Here is a 17,622-nt window from a genome sequence, read left to right on the forward strand (position 1 = left end):
GTCCCGCTGTCGGCAGCGCGGGCACTCGCACGGCGGCCAGACGGACGACAGGCTGAATGGATCGCCGTAGGCCATCGGCGGGCACGACCACGAGCAGACACTCGTCCGCTTCCCCGTCCAGGGATTGACCTTGTACACCTTGATCGTCATCGCGGACATGAGATGGCGGCTCCGGACTGGTTCGGGCTGTCTTGCGTCAGATCCACCTTTTCGAGGGGTAGCCATCGCCGACCAGCCCAGTTCCCTATAGCACCGCCCTATAGTCGAAACCATGGTGAACAAGTCGGCACCAGAACCCGCATCGAACTTGTGGACGCACCCCCGGCTGGCCGCCGCAGCCGGCGACGAGAACTGGCAGCAGCTCTTCCGCGTGTGGCGTCAGCTGACCGGCACCAGCCAGACCCGACTCGGCGCGCTCGTAGGACTGGCTCAGTCAGATGTCTCCGAGATCGAACGCGGACGGCGCCGCGTCACTTCGACAGAGGTCCGGCAGCGCATCATCGAAGGGTTGAGCATCCCGGTCGAGCTCTTCACCGGCGGTGTGCGACCGACTCCGACGCCCGTCCCCTCACTCAGGTCGGACAGCCTCGCTCCCGATCCTGATCTGCTTGACCGGCTGACCCAAACCGTGGCATCTCCAACACGCGTCGACCACACGACATTGGACTGGCTCGAACGCCTTCTCGCCGAGCATCGCCGGGCAGAAGACACACTCGGGTCGAGGCCACTCATTGGCATGGTGCGTCGGCAGTTGGATACCGTGACAGATCTGTACGCAGGCGCGTCAGGCGAGTTGGCGACCCGTGTGGTGCGCCTCGCTTCGGAGCACGCCCAATTCCTCGCTTGGATGGCAGAGGACCAAGGCAACGCGCCAGTGGCCCTCACTTGGTACGACCGCTCCTCCGACTGGGCCTTAGAAGCCCTCGACCCCAACATGGCGGCTACAGCCCTCAGCATGAAGTCCCACCTCGCCTGGTCGGCGGGCAACGCTCGCCGTTGCATCCGACTGGCCCAGGCCGCAGGGAGTGCCTACAACGGAACGTCTCTCGGCATGCAGGGCATGGCTGTCCAGATGGAGGCCCGTGGCCAAGCATTAAGCGGCGACGCGAACACCGCCCGCCATTTGCTCGACAAGGCACAGCACCTCATCAACCGTGCCGCCGAAGAGCCCGAGGACGAGCCACCGTGGATGTACTTTTACGGGGAGAACTGGTTCACGCTGCAACGCGGCATGGCCGAGTTACACCTACGTCGCTGGAATGCCGCCGCCGATTTTCTGCGTACTGGGATCAGCGCCCTCCCCGCACAATATCGGCGCGACCGATCCCGGTACCGCGCCTATCTTGCCCACGCCCTCGCCGCAGCCGGTCACTTCGAGGAAGCCACACAGGCCGCTTTCGATTTCATCGCCGACGCCACCACCGTCAGCCGCCCCCACGCCTGGAACGAGTTGCACACCACCGCAGCGCTGCTCCTGGGGCGCGGCGCACCTCAAGCACGCACCCTGGTCGATGCCTTGCGCGACTACTGACCCCCTCGACGGCCGCAGCTCCGCTGCATTTGCCCGGCTCGCTGGCTAGGCTGGGGCGACGGAACAGCGGCTGGTTGGAGGGGCGAGTTCGTGGATCCGGAGATGGTCGCGCTGGCGGGTACGGCAGGGACGACCCTGGTCACCATGTTGACAACCGAGGCGTGGCAGAGCGTCAGGGAAGGCTTCGCCTCGTTGTGGCATCGTGCTCAGCCGGACCGGGCCGACGCAATTTCCGCCGAGCTCGAAGCGACGCGCAGCGACCTGCTCACCGCGCAGGCCAATGGTGACCTCGACTCCCGCGAGGAGTTGGGCGCAGAGTGGCAGGGGCGCGTCCGGCGGCTACTCGTGGCACATCCCGAGGAGATGGAGGCGTTGCGGACGCTGTTGAACGAACTGGCTCCGCACACGCCCGAAGTCCCGTCGGTGACTCAGCACGCCACCGCCTCCGGCCAAGCCCGGGTCTACCAGGCCGGCCGCGACCAGAACTTCGGTCAGCGATGAGCGGCCGCAATGACGCCCGGGCCGATGGCCAAAGCCGCATCTACCAAGCCTCCGGTGACCAGCACATCACCGAGCACCACCATCACGCCCCCGACTGGTCGGGGCCCGACTCCGTACGCCTCCCGGCGGTCGGCCGTGCTCCCGCAGTGCTTCGCGACCGGGTCGGGGAGATGGACCGGCTGCGGGCCGCCGTTGAACCCGGTGTCGGCAACCGCGTCTACGTCCTCCACGGCCTCGGCGGATGTGGCAAGACCGCTGTTGCCTATGCGCTCTTCCACCACGCCACCGGCGAGGCCGGTCGACTCGGGCTGTGGGTCAACGCGTCCGATCCCGCCTCTCTGCGGGCCGGGATGCTCGCCGTCGCAGCCGACCGCGGAGCCATTGACGGCGAGTTGGTGGGGGCACGCAGCGGGCTGCGTCCGGCCGCCGACCTCGTGTGGCACTATCTCGACCACTCCGACGAGCCCTGGCTGCTGGTCCTCGACAATGCCGATACCCCCGCCATCCTCCGCGACGGCGGCTGGCTGCGCACCAGCCCGGCCGGCACTGTCGTCGTCACGACCCGGCAAGCGGCAGCTCACTGGTGGCCCGGTGCCGAACTCCTGCAATTCGGCGTACTTCCACGTGAGGACGCCGCTCTCGTCCTCCGCGACCTTGCTCCACATGCCGGGTCGGTCGAGGACGCCGCTGAGGTTGCCGACCGCCTCGGACGGCTGCCCCTGGCGCTCACCCTGGCCGGCGGCTTCCTTGCCCACCAGGTGATCGACCCATGGACTCTCGCGGACTACAGTCGCCGACTGGACGGCGGCGGCTCCGGCATCAGCCCCACCGATCCCATCGAGCTCATCGACCAGGGCGCCGCAGCCATCGGCGGTGACTCGCGTCATCTGCTCAGCCACACCTGGCAGCTGTCCCTCGATGCCCTCGCCACCCAGGGCCTGCCCGAAGCGGGCCGCCTGCTGAGTCTCCTCGCTTGCTGGTCCAATGATCCGTTGCCGCTGTCGGTCCTCTCCGGAGCCGAGCTCGGACCGACACTCCCGGCTTTTCGCGTTGAATCAGCCCTGCGCGGACTGCTTGATCACTCCCTGACCGAGCTCGTGTCTGGGCAGATGCGCTGCCTGCGCACCCACGGCGTACTCCTCGACAGCGTGGCCCGAAGCACGCCCGCTGACCAGCGCGAACAGCTCTCGGCCACAGCCGCCCGCCTACTTCTCGCTGTCCTGCCTGAGGTGCCCGACCGAGGGGCGCAGGAACCCCGGGTGAACCTGCTCGCGCCGCATGTGATCGCGCTACTGCGGAGAACAGCGAATTGGGCGCCCGGTCAACCGACAGTGGAAGCGGCGGCGGAGTGCGCTCTTCGGCTCGTCACTGCTGTCCACAGGGCCGGCGACTATGCCTCAGCTCTCAGCTTGGGCAGCGAAGCTGTGGAGCTGGTGACTCCCCGGCTGGGCGAGGGCCATGTCTTGGTTATCAGGTTGCGTCGGCGTGTGGGGCGGGCTCTTTTTCGGCTTGGCCGATTCGAGGAGTCCGAGGCCCTGTATCGGCACGTGCTGGAAGACTGCGAACGCATCCTGGGCCCAACAGCACCGGATACTCTGCAAACTTGCCTGAAGCTGGCCGGTCCGCTCTTCAATCTTGGCCGTGAGCAGGATGGCACCTCGCTGACGCGTCGAGCGGCCGAGGGCCACGCCCAAACCTTGGGTCCTACGCACCCCCTTACGCTTCTCGCGAGGTCGTCTCTCCTGGAGGTATCCACCCAGTCGGCCGACGTAGCCGCAGGCTCGGACCTGGTCGCGGATTGCCTTCGTGAGGTCGGAGAAGACCATTCCATCACGCTTGATACACGGCTCAACTATGCATACGCGCTCAATCAAGGAGGGCGATCCGCGGAGGCTCTACCACACATTCGCCCCGCCTTCGCGGAGTATGTACGACGCTTCGGCCCTGATTACCCGATCGCGCTGAACGCCCGGGCAACACTCAGCATGACTCTGGCAGCACTGGGCCAATACGCAGAGGCTATCGAGCTCGCAGAGAACCTTGTGGAAAGACGAACCAGGGCGCTCGGCCCAGCTCATCCCTGGACACTTTTCGCCAAGGACCTCTTGGAACAATATCGGCGCTCACAATGAATTCGGTGAGTGCCGAGTCAGGATGCCGACTTGGCCAGGTAATCGCCGGTTCTCCACGCTTCAAGATCCGCAAGGTTGCCGTGTCGGGAACGGGCGCCGTCCTACTTCTTGATCTTGGCCACCACCTGGCGTGCCAACTGGACCCCCACGTCGCACTTCTTGCCGGTGAGCGCCTTGTTCTCCCTGCTGGGGTCGGCGATGCCGACCCGGAACTGGTCGAGGCCGACGTTGACGTCGACGAGGCACTCGTTCGTGATCTCGTTGTACTGCGACGCGCCCTCGAAGCCCGAGAAGTCCTGCTTCTCTCCCTTGTCCAGGTCGTTGACCTGAAGGCCCACGCTGACGGTGAGGCTGACGATGGTCCTGTCCTGCATCCACCAGCAGCCGAGGACGTTCGGGTAGTCGGCCGGGAGCTGCCCCTTCGGATCCTGGATTCCGGCCGCCGCCAGGGCTGCCGGATCCAGCACGCTGCAGTAGTCGAGTCCCTTCAACGTTGCCGTGGTCGAATCGCTTTCGTCCGCGGAACCCGTGTTGGAATCAGACGTGCTTCCGGGAAGACCTGATGATTTGGACGCCGATGTGGTGGATCCCGAAGACTTGGGCGAGGAGCCCGAACTCCCGCCGCACGCTGCAGCCCCCGCCAACACGATCGCCATCGCCGCGGTCGCGGCCACTTGTCGTTTGTGTGTCTGCACGGGCCAAGATTGTCACAAGTTCCGCCCTAGTCGGGGGGCGATTCGTCGGCGAGCTGGTTGCTGCGGTTGATCTCCGGCATGTGCGTCTCGGCCCACACCCGCAGGGCGGAGAGCGGGATTTCGAGGGACAGGCCGAGCTCTGTGAGCCGGTAGTGGACGGCGGGCGGCACGGTGGGTTCCACGCGGCGCGCGACCAGGCCATCGCGGACCAGGCTCTGGAGGGTGACGGACAGCATCTTCTGCGAGATGCCCGGGATACGGCGTCGCAGTTCCGCGAAACGGAGCTCGCCCGGAGCCTCCTCGGCCAGCACCTTGACCGCCATCGACGTCCACTTGGTGCCGATACGGTCGAGCAACTGGCGCGTCGGGCAGCGCGGATCCAGCAGGTCACCGCGGTCACCGGGCCTCGACGTGGTCACCCGGGGCTCACCACCTGTAGGGAAAGTGCCGTCTTGGGCGGACCAGGATAGTTCCCTAGCGTGACCTGGTCACCATCACTCACCACTCATCAGGAGCCCCGCCATGCCCGAGCTGCGACGCGTACTCGCCAACGGTGTCGAACTGAACGTCGCCCTCGCCGGATCGGGCCCGGCCGTCCTGCTGCTGCACGGCTTCCCGCATACCTGGGAGCTGTGGACGGACGTCATGGCAGACCTGTCCGGCCGCTACCGCGTCATCGCGCCGGACCTGCGCGGGTTCGGCGCGAGCAGCCGGGCCGTCTCCGGGTACGACGCGGGCACCCTGGCCGAGGACGCCGCGGCGCTGCTCGCCGCGCTCGGCGTGTCCTCGGCCGCGGTGGTGGGCATCGACGCGGGCACCGCGCCGGCCTTCCTCCTCGCCCTGCGCCGCCCCGGTCTCGTCCGGCGCCTGGTCGTCATGGAGTCCCTGCTGGGCAGGCTGCCCGGCGCCGAGGACTTCCTCGTCGACGGGCCGCCATGGTGGTTCGGCTTCCATTCCGCCGCGCCCGGCCTCGCCGAGACCGTACTGGAGGGTCACGAGGCCGCCTACGTCGACTGGTTTCTGCGCGCCGGCACGCTCGGCGACGGGGTGCGCCCCGCCCTCCGGGACGCCTTCGTCCGCGCGTACACCGGCCGCCACGCGTTGAGCTGCGCGTTCTCGTACTACCGGGCCCTGCCCGAGAGCGCGGCGCAGATCGAGCAGGCGGTCACCACTGCCCGCCTGACGGTGCCGACGATGGCGCTGGGCGCCCGGCCCGTCGGTGCTGCGCTGGAACGCCAACTCCGCCCGGTCACCGACGATCTCACCGGACACGTCATCGAAGACTGCGGCCACATCATCCCGCTGCACCGGCCGCGCGCCCTGCTCACGCTGCTGCATCCGTTCCTGGCCGGTGAGGAGTTGTCAGGTACTTCCTGACGGAGTAAGGTCACGCCTGACGCCGTCAGGAAGTACCTGACACGGAGGGGAAGGTGACCGGATGTCGTCCGCAGCAAAAGAGAAAGAGTCCGTGATCGCGGCGTGCTCGTTCTGTCAGAAGCGGAACACCGAGGTCGGGACGCTCGTGGCCGGACCGGGCGTGTTCATCTGTGATGAGTGCGTGGCTCTCTGCTCGACAGTGATCGAGGGGAAGCCCGCGGAGGGCGGACCGCAACTCGCCCCGTGGGACCAGGTGACAAGCCCCGAGGTGGTGCTGGCGAGCCTGCCGCTGATCGCAGCCGCAGGGGCGCAGGTCGAGCGAAACCTCACCCAATGGGTGCTCAAGGCGCGTGCGCTGGGGGTGACCTGGGCGCGCATCGGGGAGACGCTGGGGATGACCCGCCAGTCCGCGTGGGGGCGCTTCTCCGGCGAGGAATAGGGCCGAGAGCCGGGCCCCTCAGGAATCGAGCACCGCGGCGACGGCCTCGATCTCGACGAGCTGGTCCTTATAGCCGAGCACGGTGACACCCATCAAAGTGCTGGGGACATCGTGGTCACCGAACGAGTCCCGGACCACCTGCCAGGCAGTCACCAGGTCCCCCTGCCGGGCCGATGCGACGAGGACCCTGGTACTGATGACGTCCTGGAGGGACGCGCCGGCGGCAGCGAGAGCAGTCTGCATGTTCTCGACGGCCTTCAACGCCTGACCCGCGTAGTCCCCGATCGCCGCCGTCGAGCCGTCTTCGTTCAGTGGACACGCCCCGGCAAGGAAGATGAGGCGGGACTCGGCGGGCGCCGTGGCCGCATAGGCGTACTCGGCGACATCGGACAAGGAGGCGGAGCGGATCAGCGTGATGGCACGAGCCACGTCGTCGGGTCCTTTCCCATCGAGCGTTGAACGCGGACATCCTGCCAGCAGCCCGTGGGAACCCGCCTGCCCTTTTTACCTCGCCCCCAGCGCCTCGCAACGCCCGCTACCCGCCCACCACCGCCCGCACCTCATCCACCAGCACCCCCGCTCCGGCCACCCGCGCGCCCAACTCCCCCGCCCCGCCGCCCAACTCCCCCAGCAACGCTGCCGCCCGCCCCACGAACCCGGCAGGCGCCTCCCGCATCCCCGTCACCGCAGCCAGCGCGCCCTTCTCGTTGAGGCACCAGCGGCGGTGATGGGCGAACAGGGCCTGCACGAGCAGCCCGACGGCCCGCGACAGGCACAGCGAGACGTGCAGTACGTCACCGCGCCGGGCCGACTTGGCGGCGTTCGCGACCAGGAAACCCGCCTCCCACACCGCCCCCGCCGTCAGAGCCTCCCTCAGCGGCTCCGGATAGCACACCAACTCGGCTCGTAGCCTGCCAAGTTCCCCGCCCGGATCGGCCAGCACCCGCCCCAGGGCCACCTCGCCCACGTAGCAAGGCGACCAGAACCCCAGCGGATGCCCGATCTGCATCCCCACCTCGTACCGCCCGGCGCGGCAGTCCTCCCACACCGTCCGCACGCGGTCCACATCCCGCAGGATCCAGTCCACGGCCTGCCCGTCCACGTCCAGCCATGCCCCGCCGTTCACCCACGGCCCCCACCCGCCCGGCCCCGCGACCTCCACCGGCCCGCCGACCACCTCGGCCGCCAGCCCCCGCAGCCGGTCCACATCCAGCGGACCTCGGTAGTACACGCCCAGGTCCCAGTCCGAGTCCGGCGCATGCTCGCCGCGGGCGCGGCTTCCGCCGAGCATGACGCCGGCCACGCCCGGGACCTCCACCAGCCGCGCCGCCATGTCCTCAATCCCGATACTCCCGGAACTCCCGATCGTCATCGGCCCATCCTCCGCCGCGAAAACCCGGTGGAGCCACACCGATCCCGCTGCATAGGCTCGCGGGATGGCCACTCGTACGTTCCGTATCACCGTCCGCGGTGTGTTCGACGGATTGAGCAATGACCAGCGGTCCGAGCTCCAGGCTCGCGCCGCCGAGCACGATGTGCTGCGCGCGGCGTTCACCCCGGAGGGGCATCTCAGCTACGACATCACGGCTCGGCCCGCCTTCACCTTCCGCTTCCAGGACTCGGGGGAGGCCGAGGAGGACATCCTGGACGCGACCGAGCGCGCCGAGGAGGCGGCAAAGGCGTGGCTGGCGGAGCGCGGCTACGGCTACAAGAACCTCAGGTCAAGCGCCGAGGACCTGTCCCAGGCGCCGCTGGGCAAGCGGCAGCGGCGCGAAGCCGCTCGCGCTGCCACCCAGGAGGGGGCGTGATGGGTCTGGGGACGGTAGCGGTCACGGGCGCGGCGGGGAACATCGGGTCCGTGGTGCGGGAGGCGCTGCGGGGCGAGGCGGAGCGGCTGGTTCTGCTCGACCGGGTGCCGCTTCGGCCGGAGGCCGGGAACGAGGAGGTGCACACCGTCGATCTGCGGGACGCGGCTGCCGTGGAGGCGGCGCTCGCGGGGGTCGACCGTGTGCTTCATCTCGGCGGGGTGGCGGATGAGGCGCCGCTTCCGGCTCTGCTCGAAGCCAATGTGCTCGGCACGCACCACGTCCTGGAAGCGGCGCGGCGCACCGGGATCGAGCGGGTGGTGCTGGCGAGCAGCAACCGCGCGACGGGCTTCTATCCGGCCGGGCATCTCACCGGGCCGCGGGAGCCGGCCCGCCCCGACGGTCTTTACGGGGTGAGCAAGGTGGCCGTCGAGGCTCTTGGGCAGCTGTACGCCGACAAGTTCGGGCTGTCCGTGGTGTGCCTGCGTATCGGCAGTTTCGAGGCTGCGCCCACCGAGCCCCGGCATCTGGCGACCTGGCTGAGCCCGCGCGATGCCATCGGCTTCGTCCGGGCCGCGCTGACCGCCCCGGCGTCGACGCGTTTCGCCACGGTGTACGCGGTCTCCGGCAACACCCGCCGCTTCTGGGAGCTCCCCGACCCGGCGGTGCTGGACTACGTCCCCGTCGACGACGCGGAACGCCACGCCGCCGACATCCCCGGCTCGGACCACCCGGCCGACCCCACGGCACCCCAGGCCGGTCCGTACGCCCTGCCGGAGTTCACCCTCGAACACCTCCGGCCCTGACCAAGACCATTCACTTGCCAGGAGTGACGGCATGCCGGAAACACCCGTGACCAGCCATGTCGCGATCGTGACGGGTGCGAATCAGGGAATCGGGGCCGCGACGGCAAAGGAGCTCGCCGCCCGCGGCGTTGCGGTGCTCTGCACCTGTCTGCGGCTACGCGACGCCGATACGGCGGACCGCTACCACCGCGAGCGAGCCGCCGACTGCACGGAAGTGGTGGAGGAAATCCGCCGGGCCGGGGGGGCGGGCCGAGGCATTCGAGGCGGACCTCGGCGACCCTGACACCCCTAGGACACTTTTCGACGTCGCCGAGGAGCGCTTGGGGCCCGTCGACATCCTGATCAACAACGCGTCCGGGTGGATCCAGGACACCTTTACCCCGGATCCGGCTGACCAGTTCGGCCGACCGCTGCGTCCGGTCACCGCGCAGACCTGGTCCCAGCAGTTTTCGGTGGACGCGATGGCATCCGCGTTGCTGATCAGCGAGATGGCCCATCGCCATCGGGCCCGCGGCGCCGGCTGGGGACGTGTCGTGGGGCTGACCTCGGGTGCCGACCTCGGCTTTCCGGGAGAGGTGTGCTGCGGGGCCGCGAAGGCGGCCCAGACCAACTACACCTTGTCCGCCGCCGTGGAACTGGCCCCTCTCGGCATCACCGCCAACGTCGTGCACCCGCCCGTGACCGACACCGGCTGGGTCACGGACGAGGTGCGCCAGTTCGTCGCGTCGAGCGCCACACACTTCCATGTCGCCGATCCGGCGGATGTCGCGAAGACCATCGTGTTCCTCACCTCCGACGATGCGGCGCTGGTCACCGGCAATGTGATCGCCCTTCGCTGAAGGCCACGGCACGTGCTCACGCCGCTGCGACGAGGACGGCCGCGAGAGCCAGCAGTCCGATCCCGGTGAACAGGCAGTCGACCGCGGCCCGGATGAGGCGGAACTTCCGCGTGGCGAGTTCGGCCATGAACCTCACCTGGTCCACCTGGTAGCCGGAGGCCAGACTCTCGCTGAGCTGGTCATCGCTCAACGCGGTCCAGCTGGTCCAGTCGTTGCCCCCGACGTGCGGACGGACCGCGAGCAGCAGGATCACGGTGGTGGCCAGCAGCGCGGCGGTGCCGAGGGCGCCGGTCACGGCGGCCGGGGCGGTCGGGTGGAGGTCGGGCGCCATGGTGCCCAGTGCCACGAGCGCGGCTCCGGCCAGGGCCAGTAACAGGCTCGCTTTCGATTCGGAGCGCGCCAGGTCGGCCTGCAGGGCCGCCACCGTCGCGGCGATACGGTCGTGCGTGCGGTCCGGCCGCGGGTCAGGTGTGGTGGTTGCCATGGATGCATCCCTCTCCCTCTGTTGAGGTCTGAGACGCCGCGCTCCGCCACTCCGTTTCCGCCACGGCGGGCTGACCCGCGCCCGACCGGCCGCACGAGGGCACGGCAAGTAGTCTCACCAGCACAGCTGTCGAGGGGGCGACATATGAACACCGGCCAGCACTCGGGCCAGCACGGCATCCAGTTTGAACTCACCCATCGGGGCTCGGTTCGAGGCCGTCTCAGGAAGAGGGCCACCCACACCTGGGCCGGGACCGTGCCCGGTTTCGGGCCGGTCGAGCTGGTGTGTCCGGCGGAGGAGGACCTCTCCCGGGAAACCGTCACCGCCTGGTTGTCGGGACACGGCGTACCCCCCATGTCGTTCACCGGCATCGAGTTCCGCGATCTGCCGCGCCTGGCCAGGACGACGCTGACGGCCGACGGGTGGACGGGCGAACTGCGCCGCCGCCACCTGGCGGTGACGGCGCGCGGTCGGGCGCTGCGGATCGAGATCGCCGAGCGCTCGTACCGCTATCAGGTTCTCGGCAGCAAGCTCCGGCATGAGCTGCGGCGTGAGGGAGCCGTCGTCACGATGTCGCGCTCGGAGTGGCGGCATCCGCAGGCCATCTCGGGTGCGGGGGAGGGCGGCTGCGACAGGCTGGACCTCGGTCTTGCGATCCTGATGGAGGGCGTCTACACGCGCAATCTGACCTTCGGTGGCGCGCTGTATTCGTGGCCCGGACGCTTCCTGAGCCGGCTGGACGATATTCCGGACTTCTGGGAATTCTGAATTCCGGACTTCTGCATCACGGCTGGTGTGTGTAGAGGGTGGCCGCCTCGGCCGCCTTACGGGCCAGGGCCTGGCGGAGTTCTTCGGGGGCGAGGACTTCCGCGTCAGCGCCGAACATGAGCAGTGCCTCGGCGGCCCCCAGCGACCGGAAGCGCAGCTCGACCACCTGCCGTTCCGGATCGCCGCCGTCCCCTTCGACGCTGTCCCCTTCGTCGGCGTGCCGCGGGGCGTCGGGGGCCAGATCGGCTTCGTGGATGCGCAGGAATCTGGCCAGGATCTCGCGCCGGACGCCGACCGTGACGGAGACGGGGGCGGGGATGTCGTCGATGCGGCGGCGGAGGGTGTTCCATACGCCGGTCAGCTCCAGGCCGTCGCGCCGCTGGGCGGGCTGGTCGAGGACGGTGGCGGATACGGTGCGGTCGGCGCGGAAGAGCTGGGGCTCGCCGCGGTGGTCGGCGACGAGGTACCAGACGTCGGCCTTGCTGACCAGCCCGTACGGATCGAGGGTGTACGAGCGGACGCGGTTGTCACGGCCGTGCCGGTAGCGCAGCCGCAGACGCCGGTCGGTGAACACGGCCTGCTGGAGTACGGCCAGGTCGGCGCCCGGGCGCGAGGGGCGGCCGCGCCAGCGGGCGGGGTCGATCAGGATGCGGCGGCTGGTCAGGTCCGCGTCCGGCCGGTGCGGGGCGGGCAGGGCCGCCATGATCTTGCGCAGCGCGGACCCGATGGCCTGCCCCAGGCCCAGATCGGCGTGGGCGCGGCCGGCCAGCAGTACGAACAGGGCGCGGGCCTCGTCGGCGGTCAGCCCGGTGACGTCCGTGCGGAAGCCGGGCAGCAGGGCGATGCCGCCCTGCGGCCCGCGCGTGGTGTAGACGGGCACACCGGCCGCCGACAGCGCCTCGACGTCCCGCATGATCGTGCGGACCGACACCTCCATGCGCTCCGCCAGCACGCCGGCGGGCAGCTGTCCGTGGGTCTGCAACAGCAGCATGATCGAGAGCAGTCGGTCGGATTTCATGGCTTCAAGAATTCCTGCCGTATATGACGCGATCTGTCATATACCCCGCCCAGAATCCATACTGCGCCCAGGATCCACTACGACGAAACCTGAGCCGAAGGCCCCTCCCCCACCTCCGCCACCACCACGTACAGCGTCACCGCCGCGAAGAACGGCCCCTCGGCAAGGTGGTCGAGAAAACGCCGCGCCGCCTCCTCGCTGAAGTACCCGGCCGCCGCCGCGCGCTCCGCGTTGCGCTGGAAGCCGAGGATCCGGTCGGCCGACCGTACGTCGCGGAAGACGGAGGTGACCGGGACGACCGTCGGCACCGCGAAACCGGCCTCCGCCGCGAGCCGGGGCAACTGGCGGCCGATCACGGCGTTGCGGACGATCCGGTCGGTGATGTGGCGGGTGTACGCGCGGGAGATGGCGGGGTCGGGGTGGTCGACGGCCAGCGAGTCCCAGTCGGGCTCGGCCATCACCAGCCGCCCGCCCGGCCGCAGCACGCGCCGCGCCTCGGCGAGGACCTGGGCCGGGTCCGTGACGTGCTGGAGGGTCCGGTCGGTGCGGGCGCGGTCGACGCTCGCGTCGGCGAGGGGGAGGTCGTGGGCGTCGCCGAGCCGTACGTCCACGGCGGGGAGGTCGGCCGTACGCCCGCGCGCCCGGTCCACCATCTCCGGGTCGGTGTCGATGCCGACCACCGTCCCGGACGGGGTGACGGCCTCGGCGAGGGCGGCCAGATCGGTGCCGGGGCCGCAGCCCATGTCGAGCGCGGTGTGGCCGGGGCGGATGTCCAGCGCGTCGAGCACGAGCTGCTTGTACGAGCGGCCGACGTCGGTCCCGGCCAGCCGGTCGAGATAGCCGATCCGGTCGGGCACCGCCGCCTCGAACATCCGGTCCGTGACCTCGGACAGGGACCGCAACTCGCGCTCCAGCACCTCGCGCCCCTTGGCCGTCAGCCGCACCGGGCGCTGGCGGCCCTCCCCGGCCAGGGACTCGATCAGCTCCTTGTCCTCCAGGCGCGTCAGGGCTCCGTACAGGCTGCCGGGGCCGAGGCGCTCGCCCGACAGCTTCTCGATGGCCGCGTTGATGGCGTAGCCGTGCAGGGGTCCATCGGCCAGGGTGCAGAGCACCAGCATCTGGGCGTCATTGGTGCGCATGAGGCTCCTCGTCTCCGGCGAACAGGGCGCGTTTCGCGCCCGTCGCCAATACTACGCACCGCGTACTACGCGATGCGTAGTATTCGCCGGAACCGGGCCCGGGCCGCTCTATCCTGGGCCCGTACACACCCCCTCAACCCGACCCGGAGCGACCCCTTGTACTTCACCGACCGCGGCATCGAGGAGCTGGAGAAGCGGCGCGGCGAGGAGGAGATCACCTTCGAGTGGCTCGCCGAGCAGCTGCGCACATTCGTGGACCTGAACCCGGACTTCGAGGTCCCGGTGGAGCGGCTTGCGACCTGGCTGGCCCGGCTCGACGACGAAGACGAAGAGGACTAGCCGAGTAGCCGGGTAGCCGGTAGCACTCAGGCCGTATAGCCGCCGTCGACGTTGATCGTGGCGCCCGTGACGTAACCGGCGTCCGGCCCCGCCAGATAGGCGACGAGACCGGCCACCTCGTCGGCCGCGCCGTACCGGCCCACCGCGAGGTGCGGGAGGGCGGACTCCGCCCACGGCCCGTCGGCCGGGTTCATGTCGGTGTCCACCGGACCGGGCTGGACGTTGTTGACGGTGATCCCGCGGGCGGCGACGTCGCGGGCCAGCCCGCGCGTGAAGCCCGCAACCCCGGCCTTGGTCAGCGCGTAGAGGCTGCCGCCCGCGAAGGGGACACGTTCGGCGTTGACACTGCCGATCATGATGACGCGGCCGCCGTCGCCGATGTGGCGCAGCGCCTCCTGGGTGGCGGCGAAGACGGCGCGCAGATTCACGGCGGTGACAAGGTCGTAGTCGGCGTCGGTCAGCTCCTCGATCGGCCGCATGACGCCGACCCCGGCGTTGTTGACCAGGATGTCCAGCCGTCCGAACCTCTCGACGACCTCGGGGATCGCGGACCGCAGCGCCGCGCGGTCCGCGACGTCCACCCGTACCGCCATCGCCTGACCGCCGTCCGCGATCACCGACTTGACCAGGGCCTCCGCCCGATCCGCCGCGGCGACGTAGGTCACCGCCACCGTGGCGCCCTCCTCCGCGAGCCGGCGCGCGATGCCCGCGCCGATCCCCCGCGAACCGCCGGTGACGATCGCCACCTTGCCGCTCAGCCGCCGCGCCGCGTGTGCCATCCGAATCACTCCCCGAAGTATTTCTTGAATGCCCGTTCAAGATGTCAGGCGCATGGGGACCGTGCAACTGATATCTTGAACGGGCGTTTAAAAAGTGAGGAGGGTCACCGCCATGGCGAAGGGACGGCCCCGCGAGTTCGATATCGACGACGCGCTGTCAGCGGCGGTCGCCGTCTTCTGGGCCAAGGGCTACGAAGGCACCACGATGGCGGACCTGTCCGCCGCCACCGGCCTCAAGGCGGGCAGCATCTACGCCGCCTTCGGCTCCAAGGCGGACCTGTTCAAGCGGGTGCTCGACACTTACGCCGGCACGGTCTTCTCGTACGGCCCCAAGGCCCTGGAGGCCGCCACCGTCCGCGAGGTCGTCAGCCGGTGGCTCAGGAGCGCGGCCCGGGCCATGACCGGGTCGGCCACGCCCGCCGGATGCCTGCTCGTCCACGGCGCGCTCGTCACCGGGGACGCCGCGAGCGAGGTGAAGGCCGATGTGTGCACTCGGCGCCAGGCGGGCGAGCTCATGCTGACCGAGCGCTTCGAACGGGCCCGGCTGTCCGGTGACCTCCCCGCCGGCGTCGATCCGAAGGACGCCGCGCGATACGTCCTCGCCCTCACCGAGGGCATGGCCGTCCAGGCCGCGTACGGCGCCGACCGCGCCGCTCTGGAGCGCCTGGTCGACCTGGCCCTCGACCGGCTGCCATGGGAGCGCGCCGAACCCGGGGTTGGGGCCGGGCACAGGGTCGAGCCCGGGCCCGGACAGCCCCCGGCTGATCAGTCCAGATAAATGAGCGCTTCCGTCCGCGCGCTGTCGTAACGCTCCTGCCCGGAGCCGACGAGATGTCGCGACAGCCCGCTGTCGAGGCCGTAGCCGTTCTCCTTGGCCCAGCCGGCGACGAGATGGTTCACCTGCTTCTGGCCGGTGGTGAAGTGATACTCCGTCTCCTGCGCCGCTGCCTGCCCCGCCTGGGCGATCTGGTCTTCCTTCCAGTCGTAGACGCCCGCGTACAGAACGCGGTAGACGGCGTCCGTGACGAATCCGGTGGCCGGGCCCTTGCCGGCGAGCGAGGCACCGGCACTGGCGGCGGCCTGCATACCGCCGGTGACGACGAATTCGGACGTCTGGGCGTGGTTGGCCCAGGAGACGGCGTCGTCCTTCTTGTCGCGGGCGATATCGGAGCTGATTCCGTCGTAGAAACCGAAGACGGAGGACGCCCCTTCGATGGCCGCGGCGCGTTCACTGGTGCTGCCGAAGTCCGCCTTGGTCAGGGTCCCGGCGGAGTAGAAGCGCTCTGCGTCGTACATCTCGCCGAACGCCTTACCGTCCTCCGCCACCCCGCGCATGATGCGGGTCAGGGTCTCCCTGGGGACGGACATATGGGCGTCCTTGGGGTCGCTGGTGCCGTCGTTCCACACCCCGTCCTTGTCCGCGTACGGGCCCGTACGGGTCAGGATCTCGTGGGTTTCGGGGGTGTAGTCGACGAGCATGCGGCCCATGTTGTCCCGCAGATTCGGGTGCAGACCGGCCCCCTTGCGGCCGTCGTCCAGGAGCGTGAGGGTGTCGTGCATGACGCGGGCCTCGGCGTCGGTGTGATACCCGAGGACGTGATCCGTGCCGGGGACGTTTCCGGTGGCCGCCGCTTCGAGCGCGGGCCCCAGGCCCGTACGGCTGTCGGGGTCGTCCCGGTAGTAGATGTCGCCGTCAGGGGTCTGCATCACTATCTTGGGCCAGTTGCGGTCCTGCAGCAGATACTTCAAGCGGTCGTTCTCGCCGTGCGCACCCGGATCGAGGAATGCCTTGGCGACGTCGGGCTGCTTGCCCATGATGCCGAGCAGATCATCGAGCGGATCGGTGGATTTGAGGCTGTGGCCCTCGCCCTTCTGCCACTTGTCCGTCCCGTCCTTTTTCTCCACGGCGATGAGATCGTTTCCGATGTCGACCAGGAACTTCTTCCCGTAGCCCTTGCCGTGCGTCATGAGGTTGAGGAACGACTGGTAGCCGTAAAGGCTCTCCCCCGGACGCCCGAAATTCTCGGTGCCGACCTTGCGCAGCCCGTCCTGCCACTTCTTGTAGAAGGGGTCGGAGGGCGACTTGGTGGCGGTGGCCAGGGAAGTGGCGACGCCTTCCTGGAGGGCGGTGAAGTCCTTCTTGCCGTCCTTGTCATCGCCCTTGGCGAGGCTGTTGAACTTGTTGTTCAGTTCGATGGTGGCCTTGGGGCCCATACTGTCCAGGAACGTCTGGCTGAACGCCTTGTCGTGTCGGTTGTCCCGGAACAGCCGCTGGAACTCGGCCATCTCCTTTTTGTCGAGCTCATCGCCGGAGTTGAGCTTGGTCGCGAGGTCCTTGGCCTCCTTGGCCTCGACCTTCTCGATATCGCCTTCCGCCGCGCCGTTGAACCCATTGACCGCGCCGTCGACGAGATCGGGATCCGCCACGGCCGCCTTGAGCGCGAGCTTCACTCCCCGGTCGGCGTCGTCGACCGCCTTGACCGCGGCCTCGATATGCCGGGTCCACGTCCGCTCGACGTCGCGCATCCCGGGGTCGTGGTGCGCGGCATTGGCCGCGGACGCGCTGGCCTTCGAGTAGTCATAGCTCGCGATACCGGCGTCCGAGACCTTCATACCGGCCTTCACGGCGTCCGCGACAGCCGACTTCACCTTCCCGCGCAGCTCGACGAACTGGCTGTGCGCGTCCCGCAGGATCGAGGCGACGGCGCGGGCCTCCTTGGGTGCCGCGGTGAACTGCTCATCGGTCAGTTGCATATTGGGGCGCGCGACCAGATGTGACACGCCATTCCAGGTCCCGTCGAGCCCGACCGATTTGACCTTGCTGTCGTAGATCTTCTGGACCGCTTCGAACTTCTTGGCGGCCTCGTCCCATTTGGTGGCGGCCGACTCGAGGAGCGACAGGTCGATGGTCATGACCTGGTGGTACGTGAGCACGAGTTCCCCTTCAGCGGTTCTTCTCAGCGGATTTCC

At 69.0% G+C, this 17,622-nt stretch carries 21 protein-coding genes; 12 read left to right on the forward strand and 9 right to left on the reverse strand.

What is annotated here, in order from left to right; genetic code table 11:
* Positions 1–271: 271 nt before the first annotated feature.
* The 3 genes from ACFV2X_RS47180 to ACFV2X_RS47190 all read left to right on the forward strand — a co-directional run bounded on the left by ACFV2X_RS47180 (position 272) and on the right by ACFV2X_RS47190 (position 4,164).
* Positions 272–1,531, forward strand: coding sequence for a helix-turn-helix domain-containing protein (locus ACFV2X_RS47180; RefSeq protein WP_385628490.1), 1,260 nt, complete (start codon positions 272–274; stop codon positions 1,529–1,531).
* A gap of 90 nt (positions 1,532–1,621) precedes the next feature.
* Positions 1,622–2,032, forward strand: coding sequence for a hypothetical protein (locus ACFV2X_RS47185; RefSeq protein ID WP_385628492.1), 411 nt, complete (start codon positions 1,622–1,624; stop codon positions 2,030–2,032).
* Positions 2,029–4,164 carry a tetratricopeptide repeat protein gene (locus tag ACFV2X_RS47190; protein WP_385628494.1) on the forward strand — a complete coding sequence of 712 codons (2,136 nt, stop codon included), beginning with the start codon at positions 2,029–2,031 and terminating at the stop codon, positions 4,162–4,164. Before ACFV2X_RS47185 ends, ACFV2X_RS47190 begins: the two co-directional genes overlap by 4 nt.
* A 101-nt stretch (positions 4,165–4,265) precedes the next feature.
* On the opposite strand, the gene ACFV2X_RS47195 is transcribed toward ACFV2X_RS47190, so the two are convergent.
* Both ACFV2X_RS47195 and ACFV2X_RS47200 read right to left on the reverse strand, forming a co-directional pair.
* Positions 4,266–4,820: a DUF3558 family protein gene (locus ACFV2X_RS47195; protein WP_385628559.1), complete on the reverse strand. Its 555-nt coding sequence runs from the start codon at positions 4,818–4,820 to the stop codon at positions 4,266–4,268.
* Positions 4,821–4,885: 65 nt separating this feature from the next.
* Positions 4,886–5,278, reverse strand: coding sequence for a winged helix-turn-helix transcriptional regulator (locus ACFV2X_RS47200; protein ID WP_385628497.1), 393 nt, complete (start codon positions 5,276–5,278; stop codon positions 4,886–4,888).
* Between the two features lie 103 nt (positions 5,279–5,381).
* Between ACFV2X_RS47200 and ACFV2X_RS47205 the strand changes: the two genes are divergently transcribed.
* Positions 5,382–6,236, forward strand: a complete 855-nt coding sequence (locus ACFV2X_RS47205; RefSeq protein ID WP_385628499.1) for an alpha/beta fold hydrolase — start codon at positions 5,382–5,384, stop codon at positions 6,234–6,236.
* A 61-nt stretch (positions 6,237–6,297) separates the two neighbouring features.
* On the forward strand, positions 6,298–6,675 hold the full coding sequence (locus tag ACFV2X_RS47210) for a ClpX C4-type zinc finger protein (RefSeq protein WP_385628501.1): 378 nt from the start codon (positions 6,298–6,300) through the stop codon (positions 6,673–6,675).
* Positions 6,676–6,693: 18 nt separating this feature from the next.
* On the opposite strand, the gene ACFV2X_RS47215 is transcribed toward ACFV2X_RS47210, so the two are convergent.
* Both ACFV2X_RS47215 and ACFV2X_RS47220 read right to left on the reverse strand, forming a co-directional pair.
* Positions 6,694–7,104 carry a RidA family protein gene (locus tag ACFV2X_RS47215; protein WP_385628504.1) on the reverse strand — a complete coding sequence of 137 codons (411 nt, stop codon included), beginning with the start codon at positions 7,102–7,104 and terminating at the stop codon, positions 6,694–6,696.
* A 106-nt stretch (positions 7,105–7,210) separates the two neighbouring features.
* Positions 7,211–8,047, reverse strand: coding sequence for a DUF4037 domain-containing protein (locus tag ACFV2X_RS47220; protein ID WP_385628506.1), 837 nt, complete (start codon positions 8,045–8,047; stop codon positions 7,211–7,213).
* 64 nt (positions 8,048–8,111) lie between these two features.
* Between ACFV2X_RS47220 and ACFV2X_RS47225 the strand changes: the two genes are divergently transcribed.
* The 4 genes from ACFV2X_RS47225 to ACFV2X_RS47240 are packed head-to-tail and all read left to right on the forward strand — an operon-like array spanning position 8,112 to position 10,125.
* Positions 8,112–8,483 carry a DUF6204 family protein gene (locus tag ACFV2X_RS47225; RefSeq protein ID WP_385628507.1) on the forward strand — a complete coding sequence of 124 codons (372 nt, stop codon included), beginning with the start codon at positions 8,112–8,114 and terminating at the stop codon, positions 8,481–8,483.
* Positions 8,483–9,286, forward strand: a complete 804-nt coding sequence (locus ACFV2X_RS47230; RefSeq protein WP_385628509.1) for an NAD-dependent epimerase/dehydratase family protein — start codon at positions 8,483–8,485, stop codon at positions 9,284–9,286. Before ACFV2X_RS47225 ends, ACFV2X_RS47230 begins: the two co-directional genes overlap by 1 nt.
* 31 nt (positions 9,287–9,317) lie before the next feature.
* The gene (locus ACFV2X_RS47235) at positions 9,318–9,569 is read left to right on the forward strand and encodes an SDR family NAD(P)-dependent oxidoreductase (protein WP_385628510.1); all 252 of its coding nucleotides are present in this window, start codon (positions 9,318–9,320) and stop codon (positions 9,567–9,569) included.
* On the forward strand, positions 9,454–10,125 hold the full coding sequence (locus ACFV2X_RS47240; protein ID WP_385628562.1) for an SDR family oxidoreductase: 672 nt from the start codon (positions 9,454–9,456) through the stop codon (positions 10,123–10,125). Before ACFV2X_RS47235 ends, ACFV2X_RS47240 begins: the two co-directional genes overlap by 116 nt.
* 16 nt (positions 10,126–10,141) lie before the next feature.
* Here ACFV2X_RS47240 and ACFV2X_RS47245 read toward each other — a convergent pair whose 3' ends face one another.
* Positions 10,142–10,609: a Pycsar system effector family protein gene (locus tag ACFV2X_RS47245; protein ID WP_385628513.1), complete on the reverse strand. Its 468-nt coding sequence runs from the start codon at positions 10,607–10,609 to the stop codon at positions 10,142–10,144.
* A gap of 354 nt (positions 10,610–10,963) precedes the next feature.
* Here ACFV2X_RS47245 and ACFV2X_RS47250 point away from each other — a divergent pair, with 354 nt between their 5' ends.
* A complete protein-coding gene (locus ACFV2X_RS47250; protein WP_385628515.1) occupies positions 10,964–11,377 on the forward strand; it encodes a hypothetical protein in 414 nt (137 codons plus the stop codon).
* A 16-nt stretch (positions 11,378–11,393) separates the two neighbouring features.
* Here the strand turns inward: ACFV2X_RS47250 and ACFV2X_RS47255 are convergent, their stop codons facing one another.
* Together ACFV2X_RS47255 and ACFV2X_RS47260 are read right to left on the reverse strand one after the other, a co-directional pair.
* Complete coding sequence (locus ACFV2X_RS47255; RefSeq protein ID WP_385628518.1) at positions 11,394–12,395, reverse strand: helix-turn-helix transcriptional regulator; 1,002 nt, start codon at positions 12,393–12,395, stop codon at positions 11,394–11,396.
* 77 nt (positions 12,396–12,472) lie between these two features.
* The gene (locus ACFV2X_RS47260) at positions 12,473–13,534 is read right to left on the reverse strand and encodes a methyltransferase domain-containing protein (RefSeq protein ID WP_385628520.1); all 1,062 of its coding nucleotides are present in this window, start codon (positions 13,532–13,534) and stop codon (positions 12,473–12,475) included.
* A gap of 156 nt (positions 13,535–13,690) precedes the next feature.
* Here ACFV2X_RS47260 and ACFV2X_RS47265 point away from each other — a divergent pair, with 156 nt between their 5' ends.
* Positions 13,691–13,873, forward strand: coding sequence for a DUF6104 family protein (locus ACFV2X_RS47265; protein WP_385628522.1), 183 nt, complete (start codon positions 13,691–13,693; stop codon positions 13,871–13,873).
* A gap of 26 nt (positions 13,874–13,899) precedes the next feature.
* Here ACFV2X_RS47265 and ACFV2X_RS47270 read toward each other — a convergent pair whose 3' ends face one another.
* Complete coding sequence (locus tag ACFV2X_RS47270) at positions 13,900–14,652, reverse strand: 3-oxoacyl-ACP reductase family protein (protein ID WP_385628524.1); 753 nt, start codon at positions 14,650–14,652, stop codon at positions 13,900–13,902.
* A gap of 112 nt (positions 14,653–14,764) precedes the next feature.
* Between ACFV2X_RS47270 and ACFV2X_RS47275 the strand changes: the two genes are divergently transcribed.
* A complete protein-coding gene (locus ACFV2X_RS47275; protein ID WP_385628526.1) occupies positions 14,765–15,430 on the forward strand; it encodes a TetR/AcrR family transcriptional regulator in 666 nt (221 codons plus the stop codon).
* Here the strand turns inward: ACFV2X_RS47275 and ACFV2X_RS47280 are convergent.
* Positions 15,418–17,586: a hypothetical protein gene (locus ACFV2X_RS47280; RefSeq protein WP_385628529.1), complete on the reverse strand. Its 2,169-nt coding sequence runs from the start codon at positions 17,584–17,586 to the stop codon at positions 15,418–15,420. The two genes, ACFV2X_RS47275 and ACFV2X_RS47280, sit on opposite strands and share 13 nt — an antisense overlap.
* Positions 17,587–17,622: the final 36 nt, after the last annotated feature.

The organism is Streptomyces sp. NPDC059679, from assembly GCF_042734105.1.
GTDB lineage: Bacteria > Actinomycetota > Actinomycetes > Streptomycetales > Streptomycetaceae > Streptomyces.